This window comes from Solilutibacter tolerans (genome assembly GCF_900155935.1).
Taxonomy (GTDB): Bacteria; Pseudomonadota; Gammaproteobacteria; order Xanthomonadales; family Xanthomonadaceae; genus Solilutibacter; species Solilutibacter tolerans.
Map to the genome: position 1 here is coordinate 327,223 of NZ_FTLW01000003.1, position 19,570 is coordinate 346,792.

The 19,570-nt window shown below is 63.1% G+C and carries 17 protein-coding genes; 6 read left to right on the plus strand and 11 right to left on the minus strand.

All coding sequences use genetic code 11. The features are described 5' to 3' along the window. Window positions 1-60: 60 nt before the first annotated feature. The 4 genes from BW989_RS07780 to gap form a co-directional block, all read right to left on the minus strand. The gene (locus BW989_RS07780) at window positions 61-468 is read right to left on the minus strand and encodes a group III truncated hemoglobin (RefSeq protein ID WP_076587028.1); all 408 of its coding nucleotides are present in this window, start codon (window positions 466-468) and stop codon (window positions 61-63) included. Between the two features lie 10 nt (window positions 469-478). Further along, window positions 479-1,837, minus strand: a complete 1,359-nt coding sequence (locus BW989_RS07785) for a DUF3999 family protein (RefSeq protein WP_076587278.1) — start codon at window positions 1,835-1,837, stop codon at window positions 479-481. Window positions 1,838-1,845: 8 nt separating this feature from the next. Further along, window positions 1,846-4,551: a DUF2339 domain-containing protein gene (locus tag BW989_RS07790; protein WP_076587030.1), complete on the minus strand. Its 2,706-nt coding sequence runs from the start codon at window positions 4,549-4,551 to the stop codon at window positions 1,846-1,848. A 111-nt stretch (window positions 4,552-4,662) separates the two neighbouring features. Beyond that, complete coding sequence (gene gap / locus BW989_RS07795; protein WP_076587032.1) at window positions 4,663-5,667, minus strand: type I glyceraldehyde-3-phosphate dehydrogenase; 1,005 nt, start codon at window positions 5,665-5,667, stop codon at window positions 4,663-4,665. Window positions 5,668-5,839: 172 nt separating this feature from the next. Here gap and BW989_RS07800 point away from each other — a divergent pair, with 172 nt between their 5' ends. Continuing rightward, complete coding sequence (locus BW989_RS07800; RefSeq protein WP_076587280.1) at window positions 5,840-6,607, plus strand: S1/P1 nuclease; 768 nt, start codon at window positions 5,840-5,842, stop codon at window positions 6,605-6,607. Here the strand turns inward: BW989_RS07800 and BW989_RS07805 are convergent. Continuing rightward, the gene (locus tag BW989_RS07805) at window positions 6,604-7,143 is read right to left on the minus strand and encodes a protein tyrosine phosphatase family protein (protein WP_083688387.1); all 540 of its coding nucleotides are present in this window, start codon (window positions 7,141-7,143) and stop codon (window positions 6,604-6,606) included. The two genes, BW989_RS07800 and BW989_RS07805, sit on opposite strands and share 4 nt — an antisense overlap. Before the next feature lie 109 nt (window positions 7,144-7,252). On the opposite strand from BW989_RS07805, the gene BW989_RS07810 reads away from it, so the two are divergent. From BW989_RS07810 to BW989_RS07830, 5 genes are read left to right on the plus strand one after another with little or no spacing between them, the layout of a single operon-like run. Further along, window positions 7,253-7,534, plus strand: a complete 282-nt coding sequence (locus BW989_RS07810) for an ArsR/SmtB family transcription factor (protein ID WP_129582867.1) — start codon at window positions 7,253-7,255, stop codon at window positions 7,532-7,534. A gap of 36 nt (window positions 7,535-7,570) precedes the next feature. After that, the gene (locus BW989_RS07815) at window positions 7,571-8,443 is read left to right on the plus strand and encodes an MBL fold metallo-hydrolase (RefSeq protein WP_076587034.1); all 873 of its coding nucleotides are present in this window, start codon (window positions 7,571-7,573) and stop codon (window positions 8,441-8,443) included. A gap of 4 nt (window positions 8,444-8,447) precedes the next feature. Beyond that, window positions 8,448-8,873, plus strand: coding sequence for a YeeE/YedE family protein (locus BW989_RS07820; protein WP_076587036.1), 426 nt, complete (start codon window positions 8,448-8,450; stop codon window positions 8,871-8,873). Beyond that, on the plus strand, window positions 8,870-9,280 hold the full coding sequence (locus BW989_RS07825; RefSeq protein ID WP_076587038.1) for a YeeE/YedE family protein: 411 nt from the start codon (window positions 8,870-8,872) through the stop codon (window positions 9,278-9,280). The genes BW989_RS07820 and BW989_RS07825 overlap by 4 nt, the downstream gene beginning before the upstream one ends. Before the next feature lie 50 nt (window positions 9,281-9,330). Continuing rightward, window positions 9,331-11,286, plus strand: coding sequence for an acetyl-CoA hydrolase/transferase C-terminal domain-containing protein (locus BW989_RS07830; RefSeq protein WP_076587040.1), 1,956 nt, complete (start codon window positions 9,331-9,333; stop codon window positions 11,284-11,286). Here the strand turns inward: BW989_RS07830 and BW989_RS07835 are convergent. The 6 genes from BW989_RS07835 to BW989_RS07860 all read right to left on the minus strand — a co-directional run bounded on the left by BW989_RS07835 (window position 11,274) and on the right by BW989_RS07860 (window position 19,522). Next, the gene (locus tag BW989_RS07835) at window positions 11,274-13,343 is read right to left on the minus strand and encodes a M56 family metallopeptidase (protein WP_076587041.1); all 2,070 of its coding nucleotides are present in this window, start codon (window positions 13,341-13,343) and stop codon (window positions 11,274-11,276) included. The two genes, BW989_RS07830 and BW989_RS07835, sit on opposite strands and share 13 nt — an antisense overlap. Then, window positions 13,340-13,705 carry a BlaI/MecI/CopY family transcriptional regulator gene (locus BW989_RS07840; protein ID WP_076587043.1) on the minus strand — a complete coding sequence of 122 codons (366 nt, stop codon included), beginning with the start codon at window positions 13,703-13,705 and terminating at the stop codon, window positions 13,340-13,342. The genes BW989_RS07835 and BW989_RS07840 overlap by 4 nt, the downstream gene beginning before the upstream one ends. 88 nt (window positions 13,706-13,793) lie before the next feature. After that, on the minus strand, window positions 13,794-15,593 hold the full coding sequence (locus BW989_RS07845) for a monovalent cation:proton antiporter-2 (CPA2) family protein (RefSeq protein ID WP_076587044.1): 1,800 nt from the start codon (window positions 15,591-15,593) through the stop codon (window positions 13,794-13,796). 83 nt (window positions 15,594-15,676) lie between these two features. Next, complete coding sequence (gene tkt, locus BW989_RS07850; protein ID WP_076587046.1) at window positions 15,677-17,668, minus strand: transketolase; 1,992 nt, start codon at window positions 17,666-17,668, stop codon at window positions 15,677-15,679. Between the two features lie 78 nt (window positions 17,669-17,746). Then, window positions 17,747-18,154, minus strand: coding sequence for a hypothetical protein (locus BW989_RS07855; protein WP_076587048.1), 408 nt, complete (start codon window positions 18,152-18,154; stop codon window positions 17,747-17,749). 51 nt (window positions 18,155-18,205) lie between these two features. Next, the gene (locus tag BW989_RS07860) at window positions 18,206-19,522 is read right to left on the minus strand and encodes a dicarboxylate/amino acid:cation symporter (protein ID WP_076587050.1); all 1,317 of its coding nucleotides are present in this window, start codon (window positions 19,520-19,522) and stop codon (window positions 18,206-18,208) included. Window positions 19,523-19,570: the final 48 nt, after the last annotated feature.

Consider the following 19,570-nt stretch of genomic DNA (forward strand, 5'->3'; position numbering starts at 1 on the left):
GGCTGCAAAGAATCGCCTATTGTCCGCCGCGCGGCGGCTTGGTTCAAACCCGGGACGTGATCAAGGCCCGGGGTGCATCGGCAACGGATGCCACCGCCCGTCCAGCCCCAAACCCAACTTCAAGCTGCGCGCAATTCGCTGTGCGTAGGCGTACATCTCTTCGGCATCGACATCGTTCAGCACCTCATGCGCGGTTTGTCGCCAAAGCGCCAGCCAGTGACCGAAGTGTTCGCCAAGGATGGGATGCGGGCGATGCGCAGCCATCGGATTGCCGCGATACTCGCGCGTGCCGAGCGCAACCGAGGACCAAAACTTCACCAGCGTCGCCTTGTGCTCCGGCCAGTCATGCACCGCCGGATTGAATATCGGGCCAAGGATCGGATCGGCCTGGATCTTGTCATAGAAGACATCGACCAAACGCACGATGTCTTCGCGGGTCAGGGTGGTTTCGGGCAGGGCATCGCTCATCGCTGCATTGTCAGCCGCCGCCGGTGGGCGCGTCTTGATCCTTGTCATCACGGGCTGCATTTGCGCGCAAGAGTGAAACGGCGAATCCGACCACTACCAAGGCAGCCAGCAGCAACACGCCCCAGAGCGCGTAATTTTTCCAATCCCGCGGGGCGCTCAGCGCTGCCGGATCGCTCATCTCACCCGGGCCTTCGATACGCGCGGATGCTGGTTGCCAGCCCACACCACGTTCGCCACGAATATCTGCCAGCAAGTCGGCGATGGGTGCATCCTGCCGAAGTTGCTGCGCACTGCCCGCGACCAAGCGATAGGGCGGCTTGCCCGATGCGACAAAGACCAGCACTTCCGGCAACCATGACAATCGCAGCTTGGGGGTCTCGACCACCGCTACATCGGATACCAGACGCCAATAGCGTTGGCGAATCGGCACCAGCAATTGCGCGCGCGAGCGTTGTGTATCACCGATGCGGTACTGCGCCCACGGTCCAGCGCGCAGCTGCCATGGCGACTCGGCGTTGTCGCGGCTTTCCAGCCGCCAGGTCACGGCGCTGTTGCCCGGCAAAACAACGTCCGCCTGATCGAATGGTTGCAACCCGTCGACCAAGAATTCGAACGAACGGCGATCAGCTGCCACCACAGATGGCGAAAAATCCCGTGAATCCGGCGAGCGGACCTTGGCGGCTGGCGTGGTCTCGGCAAAGATCGCGGCGACCGGAACGGCATCCCCGCTTGTTTGCGTCAAACGGAGATAGCGCGCGGCATTGTCCAGCGGTATGCGCAATTGGCTTAACACGCGACCACCACGAGCCAATTGCAGCACGTTCGCATCGGTGGTGAGCAAGCGCCAGCTTGCAAGATCGTCGCTGCCTTCCACGCGGAACCGTGCTTCGACTTGCGCATCGGCCGCAAGTGACAGGTGAAGCGCCGTTACTGCCGAACGAAGCGCGCTGGCATCCACCAACCAGCTCTCCGCCGCGTGAGACGGACTTACACCCTCGCGTGCTTCTAGGCGCAACACGCGACCCTCACTGCTCTGCTGGCTGATGACGCGGATCTGCTGACTGGGAAACTGCGCACCGTTGGGCAAGACGAACCACGGCATCTCAATGCGCTCGGCCTTGCTTGCCACAGGCGCATCCACGTCGAATACCATCGTCGGCACCGGCTGACCATCCACATCAACCACCGTGACATCGCGCAAATCGGGGTTGACGGCCGTGTGATACACCGGCTCGGTGAGTTCGATGCGATAAGCACCTGCATCCGGCTCAGACAAGGTGACAGGCCATTGCCGCAGCCAGCCAGCCGCAGCCACGGTCAAACCCAATACGGGCAGCAAGCAAAGAGCGCGAAGCTTGGGCGATGTCATGACGATGTTTACTCCCTGGCGCGCGGCGGCGCGGGCGCGAGATAGCCCACCACCGTACACAGCAAACCGTACGCGATGAACGAGCCAATGCCGAGCAGATTGCCCAGATGCTGTCGGTCAACCAAGACCAGTTTGGCGAGGACCACGGCCATCAGCACTGCGGCCGCCAGCCACAAACCACGATGCCCGCGGCGCGAACCGATGACCCAGCCGATCACGCCCAACACACTCCACAACACCGTGAGCGTGGTTTGCGCCAGCGAGCTGGACAACAACGCTTCATCCCAGGGCACACCGCCCCAAAAATGCACGGCGCGCAGGGCCACACTGCTGACCCAAGCCAGTGCCACCAGGCCAATGACCAGCGCGCGTTGGCCGCGCACATCCAGCAGCCCACCTTTCGCCAGCCAACGAATACCGAGCAGCAAGATGGCCAGTTGACTCAGCTCCAACGGATTGATCAGCGGCAACCAAGGCAGTGGCGATGCATCGCCACGCACGAAGAGGCCAAGCGAGAACGCCAGCCCCAGCAATACGACGTAAGTCTTGGCCAATCGCGGACGCCACGATGCGACATCCACCCATTGCGCACGTCGGCCACTCAGCCAATCCGGCCGGAAGGACAGCACCACTGACGCCGCCAGCCACGGCAGTAGCACGGCGGCATAACGCCAACCCTGCGCCAGTCCAAAACGCTGCGCCAGGTACTGACCCAACAAGGACAACACCAGCGGCCAGACTAGCCACCAAATCCATTGCGCCCAGCTGGCGATCTTGCTGCTGCCTTGGCGCAAGCAGGCCAGGCTGCGAATACCCAGAACCAAGTACACCGCCCAAGCAAGCCCACCCATGCCCGCGAACGGATGCGCGTGCATACCGCTTTGCCAAAGCGCGATGGGTAATGCCGATGCAAGCGCGGCCACCGCGATGCTTTCCAGCATCGGTGCCTTTTCCATGCGCGCAACCTCGGCGCTGGCCCATGCCGTTACCGCAGCCAGCAGCAACCACCAGTCGGGGTGATGCAGGCGGATAGCGAAGCGATCGATCTCGATGAGGTTGCCGCCCAACCACCACGCCAGACCCCAGGCCAATGCCACGGCGGCCAGCTGGCCATGCTTCGAGCGCCACAAGGCCCATGCGCTGGCGAAGCCGCCGATAGCGATGATCAGGCCGCTCATGTACATGCCATTGAGGACAGGTCGGAGCGCTTCTGCAATGCCATGCATGGCGGAAGCCCCATTGACCCCGACCAATGCGTTGCCATTCGCGAGGACATAAGCAAGCGCTGCTGCGACTTGCAGACCTCCGCCCGTCCACAGCGGCACGCGGCGTGATTGGCGCAGACCAAACATCACCAAGGCCGCGCCTTCCAGAGCGAACACGGCAGCGGTGACACGCGCCGAGAATGCCAGGGGTACCGACAACGTGGCAAAACCCACGGCCAGCAGGGCGTGCGCCTCGAACAAGGCCGAGAACCGCTCGCGACCGCGTTCCCACCACGCCAATGCAAGGTAGATCACCGCCAGTGCGACGGCGCAGAACGCCAGTGCCATCGGGCGATCCGGCATCAATCCCGCTTGCGCCGAGAAAGCAACGAGCGGCGTGCCGAACAACAGACACCCATCAATGGGATCACGCAAGCGAGGTGCGCGACGACGCGCATGCAAAACCGGGATCAACAAGTAGATGACGAAGAACAGCAACAGGAAGGGTTGCGTGCTGCTGAGCAACTCGGGCCGATACTTCAACACGCCCCACGCAATGCCAATGCCCCAAGTGAAGACAAAGCCGAGCAGGAACAGGATGCGCCACGGCTTGACCCAGGCCACGCCAAAGATCGCAAGATTGAGCAAGGCGTAGTACGAGAACAAGGCGACATGGCTGCCGCTGCCATCGGACAACCAGATCGGCGCGAGGAAGCCCGCCAATACGCCCAGCACCGCCAACGTGCGCGAATCCTGCAGTACGGCCAACACGCCCATGCCAGCGATCAGCAACACGCTGATGCCGAAGGCGAGGCCGGTCGGAATAAGCCCATACATCCGCGCTGCAGCGAACACCACCAACAGCAGTACGCCAATGGCACCGCCTTGCAGCGCCCGCGCAAATGCGGGCTTGTCACCGCGTTGCCGCCAGCCGAACACCAAGCCCGCCATCGCGACCAGCGCAATGCCCGCCAAGCGCAACTCGATCGGCATACGCAGCCAACCCTGATCGCTGGCGTACTTGAGCAAGGATCCCACGCCTACCAGCGATACCAACATGCCCACCTTCACCGGCACGTTACCGGTGCTGAACCATTGACGCAGACGACGGCCCAGCACTTGCATGCGGTCTTCGACAGCCGTCTTGCGCGATGCTGCTGCGGGTGCTGGGCGCTGCCAGGACTCGGGCAACTCGGCCTTCACTGGCTGCGATTGTGCGGGCGATGCCGGGATCGGCGGCGGCTGCGCGGCAGCAGGGGGCACCTCAGCCAGTGGCGGCACAAGCTTTTCGGCCGGCACATCGACGCGCGGCGCAACAGGTGGACTGGGCGATGAGGCATCCAAGCCTTCATCGCGACCTTGCTGCCGTGCTTCCGTCATCAAGCCGACGATCTGGCTTTCCAACTCGGTCACCCGTCGCTTCAATCCACTGATCGACGTCAACGCGATCACCAATAACACCGGCACCGCCAACACGGCGAGCGCCAACAGCATGAGCAAGCCTTCCATCGCCTGTCCCTTTCTTGGATGCGCCACTGTACCGCGCCCGGTGATTCGACTGCCCGACAACGAAAAAGCCCCGCACGAGGCGGGGCTTTCGTCTGGCCTGGTCGATGCGGCTTACTTGGCCGCGACAACCTTGACCATTTCAAGGCACTTGTTGCTGTAGCCCCACTCGTTGTCGTACCAGCTGACCAGCTTGACGAAAGTGTCGTCCAGCTGGATGCCGGCATCGACATCGAAGATCGAGGTGCGTGCATCGCCGCGGAAATCGGTGGCGACCACCTTGTCCTCGGTATAGCCCAGCACGCCCTTCATCGCGCCTTCGCTCTGCGCCTTCATTTCGGCGCAGATCTCGGCATAGGTAGCGGGTTTGTCGAGCTCCACGGTCAGGTCAACCACGGACACGTCGCTGGTCGGCACGCGGAAGGACATGCCGGTGAGCTTGCCCTTGAGTTCCGGCAGCACGACACCCACGGCCTTGGCCGCACCGGTAGACGACGGGATGATGTTCTCCAAGATGCCGCGGCCGCCGCGCCAGTCCTTGTTGCTCGGACCATCGACGGTCTTCTGCGTGGCGGTGGCTGCGTGCACGGTGGTCATCAGGCCGCGCTTGATGCCCCACTTGTCGTTCAGCACCTTGGCGATCGGGGCCAGACAGTTGGTGGTGCAGGAAGCATTCGAGATGATCACCTCGCCCGCGTACTTGTCGCTGTTGACGCCGTACACGAACATCGGCGTGTCGTCCTTGCTCGGCGCGGACAGGATGACTTTCTTCGCGCCGGCATCCAGATGCTTCTGTGCGCTGGCTTTGTCGAGGAAGAGGCCGGTCGATTCCAGCACCACTTCAGCGCCGACCTCATCCCACTTCAGGTTGGCCGGGTCGCGCTCCTGGGTCAGGCGAATCTTCTTGCCATCGACGATGAGCGTATGGCCGTCCACGGAGACTTCGCGGTCGAAGCGGCCATGCACGCTGTCGTACTTCAGCATATAGGCCAGGTATTCCGGCTCCAGCAGGTCGTTGATGCCGACGATCTCGATGTCGTCGCCAAAGTTCTGGAACGCCGAGCGGAAGACGTTGCGGCCGATGCGACCGAACCCATTGATACCGACCTTGATGGCCATTGCCTGCTCCTTACGAGAATGGGGCGTGGAAAGACGCGTATTCTAGCGAATCATGGATTGCCGGGCCTGACCTGGGCATTGTCCGACGCGATGCCCACCGCCAGGCGACTATGCTGTGGGCATGAACAACCCCATGACTCCACTCCTGCCGCGGCTCGCCCTGCTGCTTTTCATGGCCGCGATTTCCCTGCCCGCTGCGGCCTGGGGCCCACAGGGCCACCGGCTTGTGGCCCGATTGGCCGATGCAGAGCTCAGCCCTGCGGCACGCCGTGAAATCAATCGCCTGCTCATCGGCGAGGCGGACCCCACGCTTGCCGGCATCGCCAACTGGGCGGATGACATCCGTGACCACGACCCGGTCCTCTATCGCCGCACCGCACGCTGGCATTTCGTCAACCTCGGCGAGCATGGTTGCGAATACATCGCCAAACGCGATTGCAAGAACGGGGATTGCGTCGTCGAAGCCATCCGCAAGCAGGCCGCGATACTGAAGGACCGCCACCAATCCTTGCTTGCCCGCAGAAATGCCTTGAAGTTCATCGTGCATTTCGTGGGCGACGTGCATCAACCCCTGCATGCCGGGTACGCACGTGACCGTGGCGGCAACGACATCCAAGTAAACGATACGGGCTTCGGGACCAATCTGCACGCGGTGTGGGACAGCCGCATGTTGTTCCAGCAACGCCTGTCAGACGATGCCTATATCGATGCATTGAATGCGATGCCCTTGGCCGTCGCCCTGGCGCGCGACCCGATTCCGCCCGCAGCGGCATCCTGGGCGCGGGACAGCTGCGCCATCGTGATGCAACCCGGCTTCTACCCCACCAGGCCCAGGCTAGATGCCAGCTACTTCCCTCTGTGGACGCCGGTGGCCGACACCCAAATGCGTCGTGCGGGGGCGCGATTGGCGCAATTGTTGAACGCGTCGCTGGCGCGTTAATCGACTGACAACACCTCGAGCACGCGCGCTTCGGTGCTCTTCATCCCGGCTTTGCGCCCGAACGCCAATGCGGCGTCATCCGCCATGCCTTCCGCCTCTGCGGCCATCAGTGCCAGCAATGCGCCGGCGCGGTTGGCCGACGCGCAATGCACCAACACGGGAGCACCGTTCGCGCTGCCGATCGCCTCGCTCAGCTTGCGCGCGTTGTCCGGCGTGATGGCCGCGCCATTGGCGACCGGTATCTGGATATAGCGCATCCCGGCAGCGCGCACTTCCGATGCTTCGTCGCGCTCCTGCATTTCATCGGCCGGGCGCAGGTTGACGACCGTGGTCACGCCGCGCGCGGCGATTTCGTGCCAATCGGACGCTGCCGGCTGCCCCGCGCTGTAGAGATGTTCGCGCGGCTGAAGCAGCGTGACGCTGAGCGCCTGCGCCTCCGTGGCTTCGGGCGCTAACGCTTGCTTGTGCGCGGGTGCACAGGCCACGGCCGCCATCGACAGCAAGCCGGTCATCCAAGGCTTCGGGACTTGCATCATCCAACCTCGTGCAGCGTGCGAACATTCGCGCTTGTCTTAATATTAGATTTTTCTTATATTTATGTCAATGCATGGACTTGCCGCAAAAAAACTGCCTGACTCAAACCTGATGCGCCGGCACGTCAGCGACGCCGCACGCATGCTGAAAGCGCTCGCCAACGAGAAGCGTCTCCTGCTGCTTTGCCAGCTGGTCGAGGGCGAATGTTCCGTGGGCGAATTGAATGCACGGGTGGATCTCAGCCAATCCGCGTTGTCGCAACATCTGGCACTGCTCCGCGAAGACGGGCTGGTCACGACGCGGCGCGAGTCGCAAACCATCCATTACGCACTGGCCGAAGGACCGGCGCGCGACATCCTGAAGACCCTGCACGACATCTACTGCGCAGACTGAACCTGTCCACGGACGCATTTTGCTTGAGGGGATGCAATGAGTACTTCACCGATCGTCCAGTCGTTTTTCCACGCCGACAGTTCCACCTGGAGTCATGTCGTGCGCGATCCCGACACCTCCACGGCCGCCATCATCGACCCGGTGCTGGATTTCGATGTCGCATCCGGGCGCACCGGCACCGCGAGTGCGGAGGCGATGGTCGATTACATCGACGCGCATTCCTTGCAGGTGGCGTGGCTGCTGGAAACCCACGCGCACGCGGATCACCTCAGCGCTGCGCACTGGTTGCGCACCAAGCGCTTCCCCCGTGCACGCATCGGCATCGGCGAAGGCATTGCCACGGTACAGAAGCATTTCCGCCCCATCTTCAATCTCGGCAAGCACTTCCCGATCGATGGCTCGCAATTCGACCATCTGTTTCGCGATGGCGAACGCTTCGACATCGGCGGTCTCGAAGCCCAGGTCATCGCCGTGCCAGGCCACACCAGCGACAGCAATGCCTTCCTGATCGGTGATGCGCTATTCGTCGGCGATTCGCTGTTCATGCCCGATGGCGGCACTGCACGCTGCGACTTTCCCGGGGGCAGCGCGGCGACGCTATACCGCTCGATACAGCGTCTCTATGCCCTGCCCGATGCCACGCGCGTGTTCGTCTGCCACGACTATGCCCCCGGTGGGCGCGAACATCGCTGCGAAACCAGCATCGGCGACGAGAAGCACGGCAACATCCATGTCCGCACCGACACGCCCGAAGCCGAATTCGTGCCGCAGCGCGAAGCACGCGATGCCACGCTGGACATGCCCAAGCTGATCCTGCCCGCCGTGCAGGTCAACATCCGCGCGGGCGAGCTGCCCGACGCGGAAGGCAACGGCGTGCGTTACCTCAAACTTCCCATCGACCAACTTTGACGCCATGGAAACCGCCTTCACTCCCGCCACGGCCTTGATCGGCGGCGCACTGATCGGGCTCGCTGCCACATGCTTGTATGCGGGCATCGGGCGCATAGCCGGCATGAGCGGCATCGTCAACACCGCATTGGAACAGCGCGAAGGTCGTGGCTGGCGAGCGGCTTTCATCGCGGGGCTCATGCTTGCAGCAGGCGTGTGGCTATCCCTGTCGGGCGCATCGCCACGTGGCAGTTTCCCGTTGCCGTGGCTCATCGCCGCGGGTCTCTTGGTTGGCTTCGGCACGCGCCTGGGCAATGGCTGCACCAGTGGCCACGGCATCTGCGGCCTGGCGCGCTTGTCGATGCGATCGCTCTTGGCGGTGCTGGCGTTCATGGCAAGCGGCATCGCCACTGTTTACGTGCTGCGACACGTGCTGGCGGTGCTGGCATGAAGCGCATCGTCATCGCATTGATCGCGGGCATGCTGTTCGGCCTGGGATTGGCGCTCTCCGGCATGACCAACCCCGACAAGGTGCTGAACTTTCTCGACATCAGCGGACGATGGGATCCGTCATTGGCCTTGGTGATGGGCGGCGCGCTGCTGGTGTCCGTGCCCGGCTTTGCGTGGACACGTGCTCGCCGGGTTTCGTTCTGCCGCGATGACCTCTCAGATACATCATCCAGGAAAGCCGATGGCCGCCTGCTGCTGGGCAGCGCGCTGTTTGGCATGGGCTGGGGCATCGCCGGTTATTGCCCGGGGCCTGCGCTGGCCAACCTGACGCAGACAGCCGAGGCCGTCATTTTCGTGGTGGCGATGCTGGTGGGTTCGCAGCTTGCCCGCTTGCTGCATCGCGGCTGATGGCACAAGGCAACGAGGCGTCTTGACGTCTGCGCGCGTATCCTCTGGACATGCGCGCTGATAGTCACGTCCCACTGCAACAAGCGGTCGCCGACATCCTTGCCCGGATCGATGGCGAGCTGCGTATCGCCACGCCACTGGGCCTTGGCAAACCCAACCGACTGTTGAACCGCCTCTACGAGACCTGCGTCGACCAACCTGATCGCAGGCTGCAGCTATACACCGCCCTTTCGCTGGAGCCGCCAACAGGTGGCAGCTTGCTGGAGAAGCGCTTTCTCGGCCCGTTCGTCGAGCGGCTGTATGGCGACGACTACCCTCGGCTGCATTACGTGGCGGCCATGAAGCGCGATGCCTTGCCATCGCATATCGATGTCGAGGAGTTCTATTTCCAATCCGGCGCCTTGCTCGGCTCCGCCCAAGCGCAACGCCGCTATGCCAGTCTCAACTACACCTATGTCGCCGATGCGTTGGCGGATCGGCAGGTCAACTGCATCGTGCAGCGGGTGGCATCGCGCGCGGGCGACCCGCGTTTGTCACTGTCATCCAACACCGATCTCACCACCGATACTCTCGCTGCCATTGCGCGCGCAGGCCTGCCGCGCCCCTTGATGGTCGCGGAAATCGACCCGATGCTGCCCTGGCTCGGCGGCAGTGCGCTGGTCGATGACGGCTTCTTCGACATCGTGGTGCAGCCATCGGCCCCGCATCCCAAGCTGTTCGCCTTGCCGCGGCAGCCGGTGGGCGACATCGACCATGCCATCGGCTTGTACGCCAGCACCTTGGTGAAGGATGGCGGCACGCTGCAGATCGGCATCGGTGCGTTGGCGGATGCGCTCTCGCATGCCTTGGTGCTTCGCCACACGGACAATGCGAAGTATCGCGAAGTGCTGCGCACGCTGGATCCCGACATCGAACAACATCCACTGGTGAAACGATGGGGTGGGCTCGCGCCTTTCGAGCATGGCCTCTACGGTTGCAGTGAAATGATCAACGAGGGTTTTCGCGTACTCGCCGAGCGCGGCGTACTCAAGCGGAAGGTAGTCGATGACCTGCCATTGATGCGTCGCGTCGTCGACGGCGATGCCGGCATCGACGACCTGCACACCTTGTCACGCGATGGCAATAGCCTGCGCGGCGCGTTCTATCTGGGCTCGCCGGATTTCTACGACTGGCTGCGCAACATGGATGCCGGCGCCGCGCGTGCCATCGACATGCGTCCGATCAGCGAGATCAACGCGCTCAGCCGAGACAGCGAGGCACTGGAACGACTGCAACGGCGCGAAGGCCGTTTCTTCAACACTTGCATGATGGCCAGCGCACTGGGTGCCGCCACCTCCGATGCACTCGACGATGGTCGCGTGGTTTCAGGCGTGGGTGGCCAGTACAACTTCGTCGCGATGGCACACGAGCTCGACGATGGTCGCTCCGTGTTGATGTTGAGAGCGAATCGAGAGGCCAACGGCAAGACCACCGGCAACATTGTCTGGGACTACGGCCACACCACCATCCCGCGCCACTTGCGCGACATCTACATCACCGAATACGGCATTGCCGATGTACGCGGACTGACCGACGAAGATGTCATCAAGGCGATGTGCAGCATCGCCGATGCGCGTGATCAACATGGGCTGATCGATACCGCCAAGCGCAATGGAAAGTTGGCCAAGGGCTTTTCGATACCGACGGATTGGCGCGAAAACACGACGCCGGCATTGAAACAGAAGCTGGCTCGCCATCGCGCGGATGGCTCACTCCCGGACTACCCGCTCGGCAATGACTTCACCGATGTCGAAACCCGGTTAGTCAGCGCCTTGGGAAAGCTGAAGTCGGCAACCGCAAGCACCTCCGGGAAGTTGCGCACCGTCTCAGCCGCCCTGCTTGCAGCCGCCAACACCCACGACATGGCAGCCATCGAGCGAATGGGCCTGGCATCACCCAAGGGATTCAGCGAATGGCTGCACGCCCGGCTGCTCGCGTGGGCGCTCAGTCAGATTCAGCGGATGTAACCGATGTAGCGCGGTGTCTCGCCGTCCTTGTCGGTGGTGACGATGGCGGATTCGATCCTGAGCGAGGCCGACGCGTGGCCGCTGATCAGCGATTGCATGTCGACCCAGCGATAACCCGGCTCCAGCCCCAGCGAAGCTGCCTGATCCGACGTGAGGACGCGACCGCCCGCCGCCACTGCCTGCGCATGGCTGGCGACCGTGACGGCCTTCGCTACCGTGGATGGCGCAGCACCATTGCGAACCTCACGCTCGATATGCAGTGATGCCTTGCCTGATGCCACCCAAGGGGCTGGCGGAGCAGGGTGCGTGGCGGGTGCCGGCGGCGCTTTCGGCGCACGAGGCATGGCTGGCACACCAGGCGCGCGTGGCGGCGGCGGAGCTGCAGGTGCGCGGGGCGCCATGGCTGCGGTCGGCGGCTGCGGTGGTGCCGGCGGCGCCGGATACGTCTTTCGAATCACCCTGCGCTCGATGCGTGCTTCGTCGGCCATCACCGCTGCTTCGGCGGCCGCCTGTGCTGCATCGGCGGCTGCCTCACTCGCTGCCTCTGCGGCTTCGTTGGCCGCCTCACGCGCCGCCTCTGCTGCTGCCCTCGCTTCCACGGCCGACATGCCGGAGGCCTCATCAGCCGCGCGCGCTGCCTCGTCTGCAGCCAGTCGTGCCTCTGCTGCGGCTTTCTCGGCTTCGGCTGCTGCACTGGCATGGGCCTGATGCGTCATCACCCGCGTGCGCTCCACTTGATGCCGCGCCATCTCCGCCTGATCACGGGCCTGTAACGCGGCAGGATCCACATCGCCGATCTGCACGTTGACATCGACACCGGCGAACTTTCCATTGGCCGCTTCATCCCCCAACTTGATGCGCGCTTGCTTGCCCGCACCCACCACCATCACGGGGTTGCCGACCGACTTGCCGTCACGTTGCAGCCGCGCTTCGATTCGGTACGCCGGCGCACCGTTTGCGCTGGCCTGGGTCACCGTTCCTTCCAGCTCGAAGGAGCCGGTTTCGCTATCGGCGATGCGCACGGTGAAGGGTTCGCCGTAACGACCCACCACCAGTACGTCTTCAGACGGCCCCCCATCCATGGCGATGTCGAAACTGGCCTGGAAATCGCGCCCTTCGGACTTCACGATGACTTCGCTGCTTCGTTGCATCTGGCGCGGCGGCATCGCGGCCCAAGCAGCCGCGGCAACGGCAATCGCCGCCACCCCGACCAGCAGTGCACCGGTCATCCGCGTGCCGCGCGATGGAATCGCATTCTTGAGCAACATGACTCTCTCCTTCATGGGATGCGTGATGCCCCAATGGCAGCCGAGCGGTACCATCAGGGACGGATTGGCGTTTTTCAACATCGCCTCGCCATAAGCGCGACGTGCATGCGGATAGGCTGCGATGACGCGCGCATCGCAAGCCAGTTCCTGGTCATGGCGCATGCGTGATGACGCGATGTGCACCAGCGGATTGAACCAGAACACGCAGCGCACCAACGCCGTGAAAGCATTCGCCCACGCATCGCCGCGATGCAGGTGGATGCGCTCATGGGCCAGCATCAAGCCGCGTTGCTTGTCGTCAAAGCGCGTGTCAATGTCCGCGGGCAGGATGATGCGCGGTCGCAGCAAACCCACCACGGCGGGCAGCCCCGCAGCACTCTCGGCTTGCCATGCGCTTCGCTCGCCATCCAGCGCCCGCATGCGACCCAGCGCACGCTCGAACCGACGCTGCTGCCAGAGCAGCATCCCGATCATCAAGCCAACGCCCAACAGCCACATCGGCATCCACAAGGTGTTCATGTCGAATGACGGATCGGACGTGCCGGCCACGGTCGTCACCGCGACAGGATCAAGCGCCGGGGAGCCCGCTTGCACGGGCACTTCGATCACCCGCGCCGGCAGCCACAGCGCCAGCCAGGTCGCGACCGGCAGCCACCACAGCGCATAAGCGATGCCGGCACCGAAACGACGCCGGACGGGCGCGCGCAGCAGCATCACGATGATGATCGCGATGCTGCCGGTCCACGTGGCCAGCCAAAGGGATTCGAGCACTGCGTTGCCAGCGATCATGCGTCCAGCTCCTCGATCAGTTTGCGCAACTCGGCGATGTCTTTCTTCGACAATTTCCGCTGCTCGGAAAAGTGCGCCACCAGAGGTGCGACGCGTCCGCCAAACAGGCGGTACAGCAGACTGTCGCTTTCATCGCTCAGCCAATCCTCGCGCTTGAGCTCAGGGAAATATCGATACCGGCGCCCTTCGCGCTCGGCACTGATCGCCCCCTTGTTGAGCAAACGATTGAGCAAGGTCTTGATGGTCGGCTCTTGCCAATCGTGCGTGGCCATCAAGGCCGCGACCACGTCCTCCGAAGTCATCGGCGATGGGCCGCGCCATAGCACTTCCATCACGGCGGATTCGGCTTCGCTGATCTGCATCGTTTACATCCGTAATTTTCAATTGAAATTACGCTTGTAATTTTTGAATGTCAAGTGCCCCCGCATGATTGAACGATGGTGATTGCCCTCAGGTTTCGGCGGGCTCGGGTGATCCGCCGTTTCGCGGGGGCGGCGGCACATAGTCGATATTGCCCAGCAGCAATGCGCGCCCCGCGAACGGGCCGCCGTTCGCCTCCAGCACGAAACGCTCTGCATCACGCCGGCGCAGTTCGCTCATCGCTTCGTCGGCCTGGGCTTCATCGGTGCCCAATGCCATGATGGCCTCACGGCTCATCAACAACGCCGATTCGAATGTCTCACGCACTACCCAGTCCGCATCCTTCTGCACCAAGGCCAGTGCATGCTCACGGTCGGACGCGCGTACCAGCACCTTGGCCTGCGGGCATTCCTCCTTGATCAGCTCGACGATGCGCGTGGCGGCCACCGGGTCATTGACGCAGACCAGGATGACGCGCGCATGTTGTGCGCCCGCGGCGCGCAGGATGTCGGCGCGTGCGCCATCGCCGTAGAACACCTTGAACCCGTAAGGTTCGGCGTTGCGGATCACGTCCGGGTCGTTGTCGATGATCGCGATGCGCTCGCCGTGCGCAATTGGGCCTTGGCTGGCGATCTGCCCCACACGGCCGAAGCCGATGATCAATACGGCGGGATGCAGGTCGCGCGCTTCCTCGACGCCCTCCATCGAGGGGGCGAGCGGGCGCGCGAATCGCTTGTGCGCCACCACGACCAATGGCGTCAGCACCATCGACAAGACGATGATCGCGGTCATGTTGGTGTTCACTTCGCCGCTGATCACGCCTTGGCCAACGGCCGCCTGGTACAGCACGAAAGCGAATTCACCACCTTGCGCCATCAAGATCGCGCGATCCAATGCTTCGTCGTGCGGGCTCTTCATCAGCCGTGCCACGGCATAGATGCACAGGCCCTTGACCAACATCATCGCCAGCACGCCCGACAGGATCAGCGTCCAATTGGCGGCCACGGCGGCCAGGTCCAGCGACATGCCGACCGCGAGGAAGAACAGGCCGAGCAGCAAGCCGCGAAAGGGTTCGATGTCCGCTTCCAACTGATGGCGGAAACTGGATTCGGACAGCAGCACACCGGCAACGAACGCGCCCATCGCGGTCGACAAGCCGCCGAGCTCCATCATCAAGGCCGCGCCCAGCACGACCAGCAAGGCAGCCGCGGTCATCACCTCGCGCGCACGGGCACGTGCCAGCAAACGAAACATGGGATTGAGCAGCCACAAACCCGCGGCGATCAGCGCGCCGAGCGATGCAGCCGCGATGCCGATGCTGCGCCACAATTCGCCTGCAGTGCGGGTGTTCTCGGCATCGGGCGGCGCAAGGAAGGCGACGATCGCAAGCAAAGGCACGATCAAGAGATCCTCGAACAGCAGCACCGACACCATCTTCTGGCCGCGCGGCGTGGCGATGTCACCGCGCTCGCCGAGCAACTGCATGACGATCGCGGTGGATGTCAGCACAAAGCCCATCGCGCAAACAAAGGACACCGCCAAGGGAAAGCCGAACGCCAGACCGACGCAAGTGAGCAGCGCTCCACAGGTCAGGATTTGCGCACTACCCAGCCCGAAGATTTGCCCACGCAGGCTCCACAAGTGCGAGGGGTTCATTTCCAGCCCGATGACGAACAGGAACATCACCACGCCCAGCTCGGCCACGTGCAGGATGGTCTGCGGGTCGTCGATGAGTGCCAGGCCGAACGGGCCGACTGCCAAACCCGCGGCCAGGTAACCCAGCACGGACCCCAGCCCCAGTTTGCGGAACAGTGGCACGGCCACCACGGCCGCACCCAACAGGGTGACGACCTCGATCAAGTTGGAACCCCCGCCCGCTTCAGCTGCCATCGCGCTTCCTCATGCATGTCGGCGCGAATGCGCGCATGCATGGGAAGTTACAACATCGTCGGCGATAACTCAGCCGATGAAGCTCAGCGAATGCTGCGTGCGGCCTCGATGACCTTGTCCACGGTGAAGCCGAAGTGCTGGAACAAGGCATCCGCCGGAGCCGATGCGCCATAACCATGCATGCCGACCACTGCGCCATCCAGACCAACGTACTTGGTCCAGAAATCGGCGGTACCGGCTTCGATGGCGACGCGCTGGCGACAGGCCTTCGGCAACACGGCTTCGCGATACGCCGCATCCTGACGATCGAACACATCGGTGCTCGGCATCGACACCACGCGCACACCATCACCCAATTCGTCAGCGGCCTGCATCACCAAACCCACTTCGGAGCCCGTGGCAATGAGGATGAGCTCGGGCGCGCCCACGCTGTCCTTCAGCACGTAGCCGCCACGCGCGATGTTGCGCAGCTGCTCGCCGTCACGCGCTTGATGGTCGAGGTTCTGGCGCGAGAACACCAGGCAGCTCGGGCCATCCTTGCGTTCGATGGCGGCGCGCCAGGCGACGGCCGATTCGACCGCATCGCAGGGACGCCACACATCATTGCCCGGGATGTAACGCAGGCTGGCGAGATGCTCGATCGGCTGGTGGGTCGGGCCGTCTTCGCCCAGGCCAATCGAATCGTGCGTGTAGACATGGATGACGTGTGCGCCCATGAGCGCGCTCATGCGCACGGCGTTGCGCGCGTAGTCGCTGAAGACGAGGAAGGTCGCGTCGTAGGGTATGAAGCCGCCATGCAAGGCCATGCCGTTGCAGATGGCGCTCATGCCGAACTCGCGCACGCCGAAGTAGATGTAGTTGGCGTTGGCGTCGTCGCTGTTCGCATCCTTGCTGCCGCTCCAGAGCGTCAGGTTGGAATGCGCGAGGTCGGCCGAGCCGCCGATCAATTCCGGCAACTTGGGCGCGAACGCTTCGATCGCCATTTGCGAAGCCTTGCGGCTGGCGACGACCGGGCCGTCGGCCTGCAACTTCGCAATGTATTCGTCGGCGCTGCCGGCAAAGCCTTGCGGCAGTTCACCGCGCATGCGTCGGGCGTACTCCGCAGCCAGTTCCGGATGCGCAGCTGCGTAAGCATCGAACAAGGCCTGCCAATCGGCTTCGTTTTTCTGCCCGGCTTCGCGCGCATTCCACGCCTCGGCGATCTCCGCGGGGATCTCGAACGGCGCGTACTTCCAATCGAGCGCATCACGCGTCAGCTGGATCTCGTCCTTGCCCAGCGGCGCGCCATGACTGGATTCCTTGCCCGCCTTGTTCGGCGACCCGAAGCCGATGGTCGTGCGGCAGCACACCAGCACCGGCTTGTCGGAAGACTTCAGCGCGGTCTGGATCGCGGTCTCGATTTCCTGGCTGTCGTGGCCGTTGACGTTGCGGATCACCTGCCAGCCGTAGGCCTCGAAGCGCGCGGCCGTGTCATCGGTGAACCAGCCCTGCACGTTGCCGTCGATCGAGATGTGGTTGTCATCCCAGAAGGCGACCAGCTTGTTGAGCTTCCACGTACCGGCGAGCGAGGCGACTTCGTGGCTCACGCCTTCCATCAGGCAGCCATCGCCCAGGAACACCCAAGTGCGGTGATCGACGATGTCGAAACCTTCGCGGTTGAAACGCTTAGCCAGGATTTTTTCTGCCAGCGCCATGCCGACCGCATTCGCGAGGCCCTGACCCAGCGGACCGGTCGTGGTTTCCACACCCGGCGTCATGAAATTTTCGGGATGTCCCGGCGTCTTCGACTCGAACTGACGGAACGCCTTCAGGTCATCGATGGCGAGGTCATAGCCGGCCAGATGCAGCAGGCCGTATTGCAGCATCGAACCATGGCCGTTGGAGAGGATGAAGCGGTCGCGGTTCAGCCACTGGGGATTGGTCGGGTTGTGGCGGTGGTGGTCGCGCCACAGCACTTCGGCGATGTCGGCCATGCCCATCGGCATGCCCGGATGCCCGGAATTGGCTGCCTGGACGGCATCGATGGCAAGGAAGCGGAGCGCATTGGCGAGGTCGCGGCGGCTGGGCTGCGTCATGGAATCGGTGGATGGCGGCGCCCGCGGACCGGGGCGCCCCTATTGTCCCACAGACCAGAACCGACTTATTTGGCCGATTTACTTGGCCACCGTCTCAAGGATGTCGCACATGCCGCCCTGCACGACCTCTTGCCCTACCGCCAGACCGCCACTCGTGACGAATGTCAGGGACACCTTGGACCCCTTGCCTTGCTCTTCCACCAGCACATTCAGCGGGACGGTCTTGTCGCTGCCGATGACATTCTGCTGGGCGGAGATCGCGCCCATCTCCTTGTCGGCCGTGATGATCTTGAAGCCATCACTCAAGACCTTCTGATAGGCCTTCTTGAAAGCCTTGTCCGCAGGCAACGCAGGGTATTCCTGCCAGGACTTGAACGTCCGCCCCTTGATGAAGCTGCCTTCCTGGGAATAGTTGTCGCGGCATGCCTGGCCCGCCAACGACATGGACGGCACCAGCATGGCCAACACGATCACCATTTTTTTCATCACACCCTCCCTGTGCATGGCTGCCATTGAATGCGGGGCAGTCGGTCCGCTTCAAGTCTGTTCCGAAATTACGCCATCCGGCATCTGGTTGTCATCCTCCCCTTTGGACACCACCGTCGCCAACATCAGGTCACCGGTGACGTTGAGCGTGGTGCGGCACATGTCGAGGAAGCGATCCACGCCGAGGATCAGGCCGATGCCCTCCGGCGGCACGCCCACCATCCCACAAATCAGCGCGACTACCGGCAGCGAACCCGCCGGCACACCCGCCGTGCCGATGCCGCCCAGAATGCAGACGAACATCACCGTGAGCTGCTGCATCAGATTGAGTTCAACGCCGAAGAACTGGGCGAGGAAAAGCACGGTCACGCCTTCGAACAAGGCTGTGCCGTTCTGGTTGGCAGTTGCGCCGACAGTCAAGACGAAACGTGCGACCTTCTTCGGCAGGCCCAGCTTTTCATCGGCGACGCGCAGCGCAACCGGCAACGTCGCGTTGCTGGAGGCGGTGGAAAATGCCATCACCATCGCTTCCTGCGAGCCCTTGAAGAACGCCATCGGCGACCAACCGGCCAGGAACTTCAGCATCAACGGATACACCACGAACATGTGGATGGCGAGCGCCAGCACTACCACGCCGACGTAGTTGCCCAAGCTGCGCAACAAGTCCCAGCCAAACAGCGCGGCCAGATTGAACATGAAGCAGAACACCGCGTATGGCGCGAGGCGGATTACCAAGCCGATCAGCGTCATCGACACTTCGAACAAGCCCTGGATACCGGAGAGCAGCGTCTCGGTCGCCTTGCTGCGCGTCAGCACCAGACCGATGCCCAGCATCAAGGCAAAGAACATCACCGCAAGGATGGTGTTGTCGGCGGCGGCCTTGATCACGTTATCCGGCACGATGGACACCAGCATGTCGAGGCCCTTGGGCTGCGTGGTGCCACTGCCGACGATCTCGCTGGCGCGATCCGCACCCTGCGCCAGCATCGCCTGCGCCGCAACTGGGTCCACACCCGAGCCCGGCTTCAAAGTGTTCACCAGCACCAAGCCGATCACGACCGCCAAGCCAGAGGCAAGAATGGTGTAGCCCAGCGTCTTCCAGCCTACGCGGCCAAGCGAACGCACATCGCCCATCTCCGCCACACCGATGACCAGCGCGGAGAAAAGCAGCGGAATCACCAACATGAAGATCAAACGCAGGAACAACGTGCCAATGGGGCCGGTGATGTAGTCCGTCAGGGTTTTCACCCAAGGCAGATCAGCGCCACCCAGTGAGTGCGCGATCAGGCCGAGCACCAAACCGGCCAAGAAGCCAATCGCCATCTTCCAATGCAATGGCATGCGCTTCTTTTGCGTGGCTTCGGTCATGGGTGCCCCTCCAGTGAATGCCCGGAGCTTAGCAAACCGCCCGCCCTG

Coding starts and splice junctions, on each gene's coding strand:
- BW989_RS07835 (WP_076587041.1), bottom strand. CDS start 13,343: ATGATCGCTGGCAACGCAGTGCTCGAATCCCTTTGGCTGGCCACGTGG.
- BW989_RS07860 (WP_076587050.1), bottom strand. CDS start 19,522: ATGACCGAAGCCACGCAAAAGAAGCGCATGCCATTGCATTGGAAGATG.
- BW989_RS07800 (WP_076587280.1), top strand. CDS start 5,840: ATGGCCGCGATTTCCCTGCCCGCTGCGGCCTGGGGCCCACAGGGCCAC.
- BW989_RS07855 (WP_076587048.1), bottom strand. CDS start 18,154: ATGAAAAAAATGGTGATCGTGTTGGCCATGCTGGTGCCGTCCATGTCG.
- BW989_RS07805 (WP_083688387.1), bottom strand. CDS start 7,143: ATGATGCAAGTCCCGAAGCCTTGGATGACCGGCTTGCTGTCGATGGCG.
- BW989_RS07840 (WP_076587043.1), bottom strand. CDS start 13,705: ATGCAGATCAGCGAAGCCGAATCCGCCGTGATGGAAGTGCTATGGCGC.
- BW989_RS07790 (WP_076587030.1), bottom strand. CDS start 4,551: ATGGAAGGCTTGCTCATGCTGTTGGCGCTCGCCGTGTTGGCGGTGCCG.
- BW989_RS07810 (WP_129582867.1), top strand. CDS start 7,253: ATGCGCCGGCACGTCAGCGACGCCGCACGCATGCTGAAAGCGCTCGCC.
- BW989_RS07845 (WP_076587044.1), bottom strand. CDS start 15,593: ATGGCAGCTGAAGCGGGCGGGGGTTCCAACTTGATCGAGGTCGTCACC.
- BW989_RS07785 (WP_076587278.1), bottom strand. CDS start 1,837: ATGACATCGCCCAAGCTTCGCGCTCTTTGCTTGCTGCCCGTATTGGGT.
- BW989_RS07825 (WP_076587038.1), top strand. CDS start 8,870: ATGAAGCGCATCGTCATCGCATTGATCGCGGGCATGCTGTTCGGCCTG.
- BW989_RS07820 (WP_076587036.1), top strand. CDS start 8,448: ATGGAAACCGCCTTCACTCCCGCCACGGCCTTGATCGGCGGCGCACTG.
- BW989_RS07780 (WP_076587028.1), bottom strand. CDS start 468: ATGAGCGATGCCCTGCCCGAAACCACCCTGACCCGCGAAGACATCGTG.
- BW989_RS07815 (WP_076587034.1), top strand. CDS start 7,571: ATGAGTACTTCACCGATCGTCCAGTCGTTTTTCCACGCCGACAGTTCC.
- gap (WP_076587032.1), bottom strand. CDS start 5,667: ATGGCCATCAAGGTCGGTATCAATGGGTTCGGTCGCATCGGCCGCAAC.
- tkt (WP_076587046.1), bottom strand. CDS start 17,668: ATGACGCAGCCCAGCCGCCGCGACCTCGCCAATGCGCTCCGCTTCCTT.
- BW989_RS07830 (WP_076587040.1), top strand. CDS start 9,331: ATGCGCGCTGATAGTCACGTCCCACTGCAACAAGCGGTCGCCGACATC.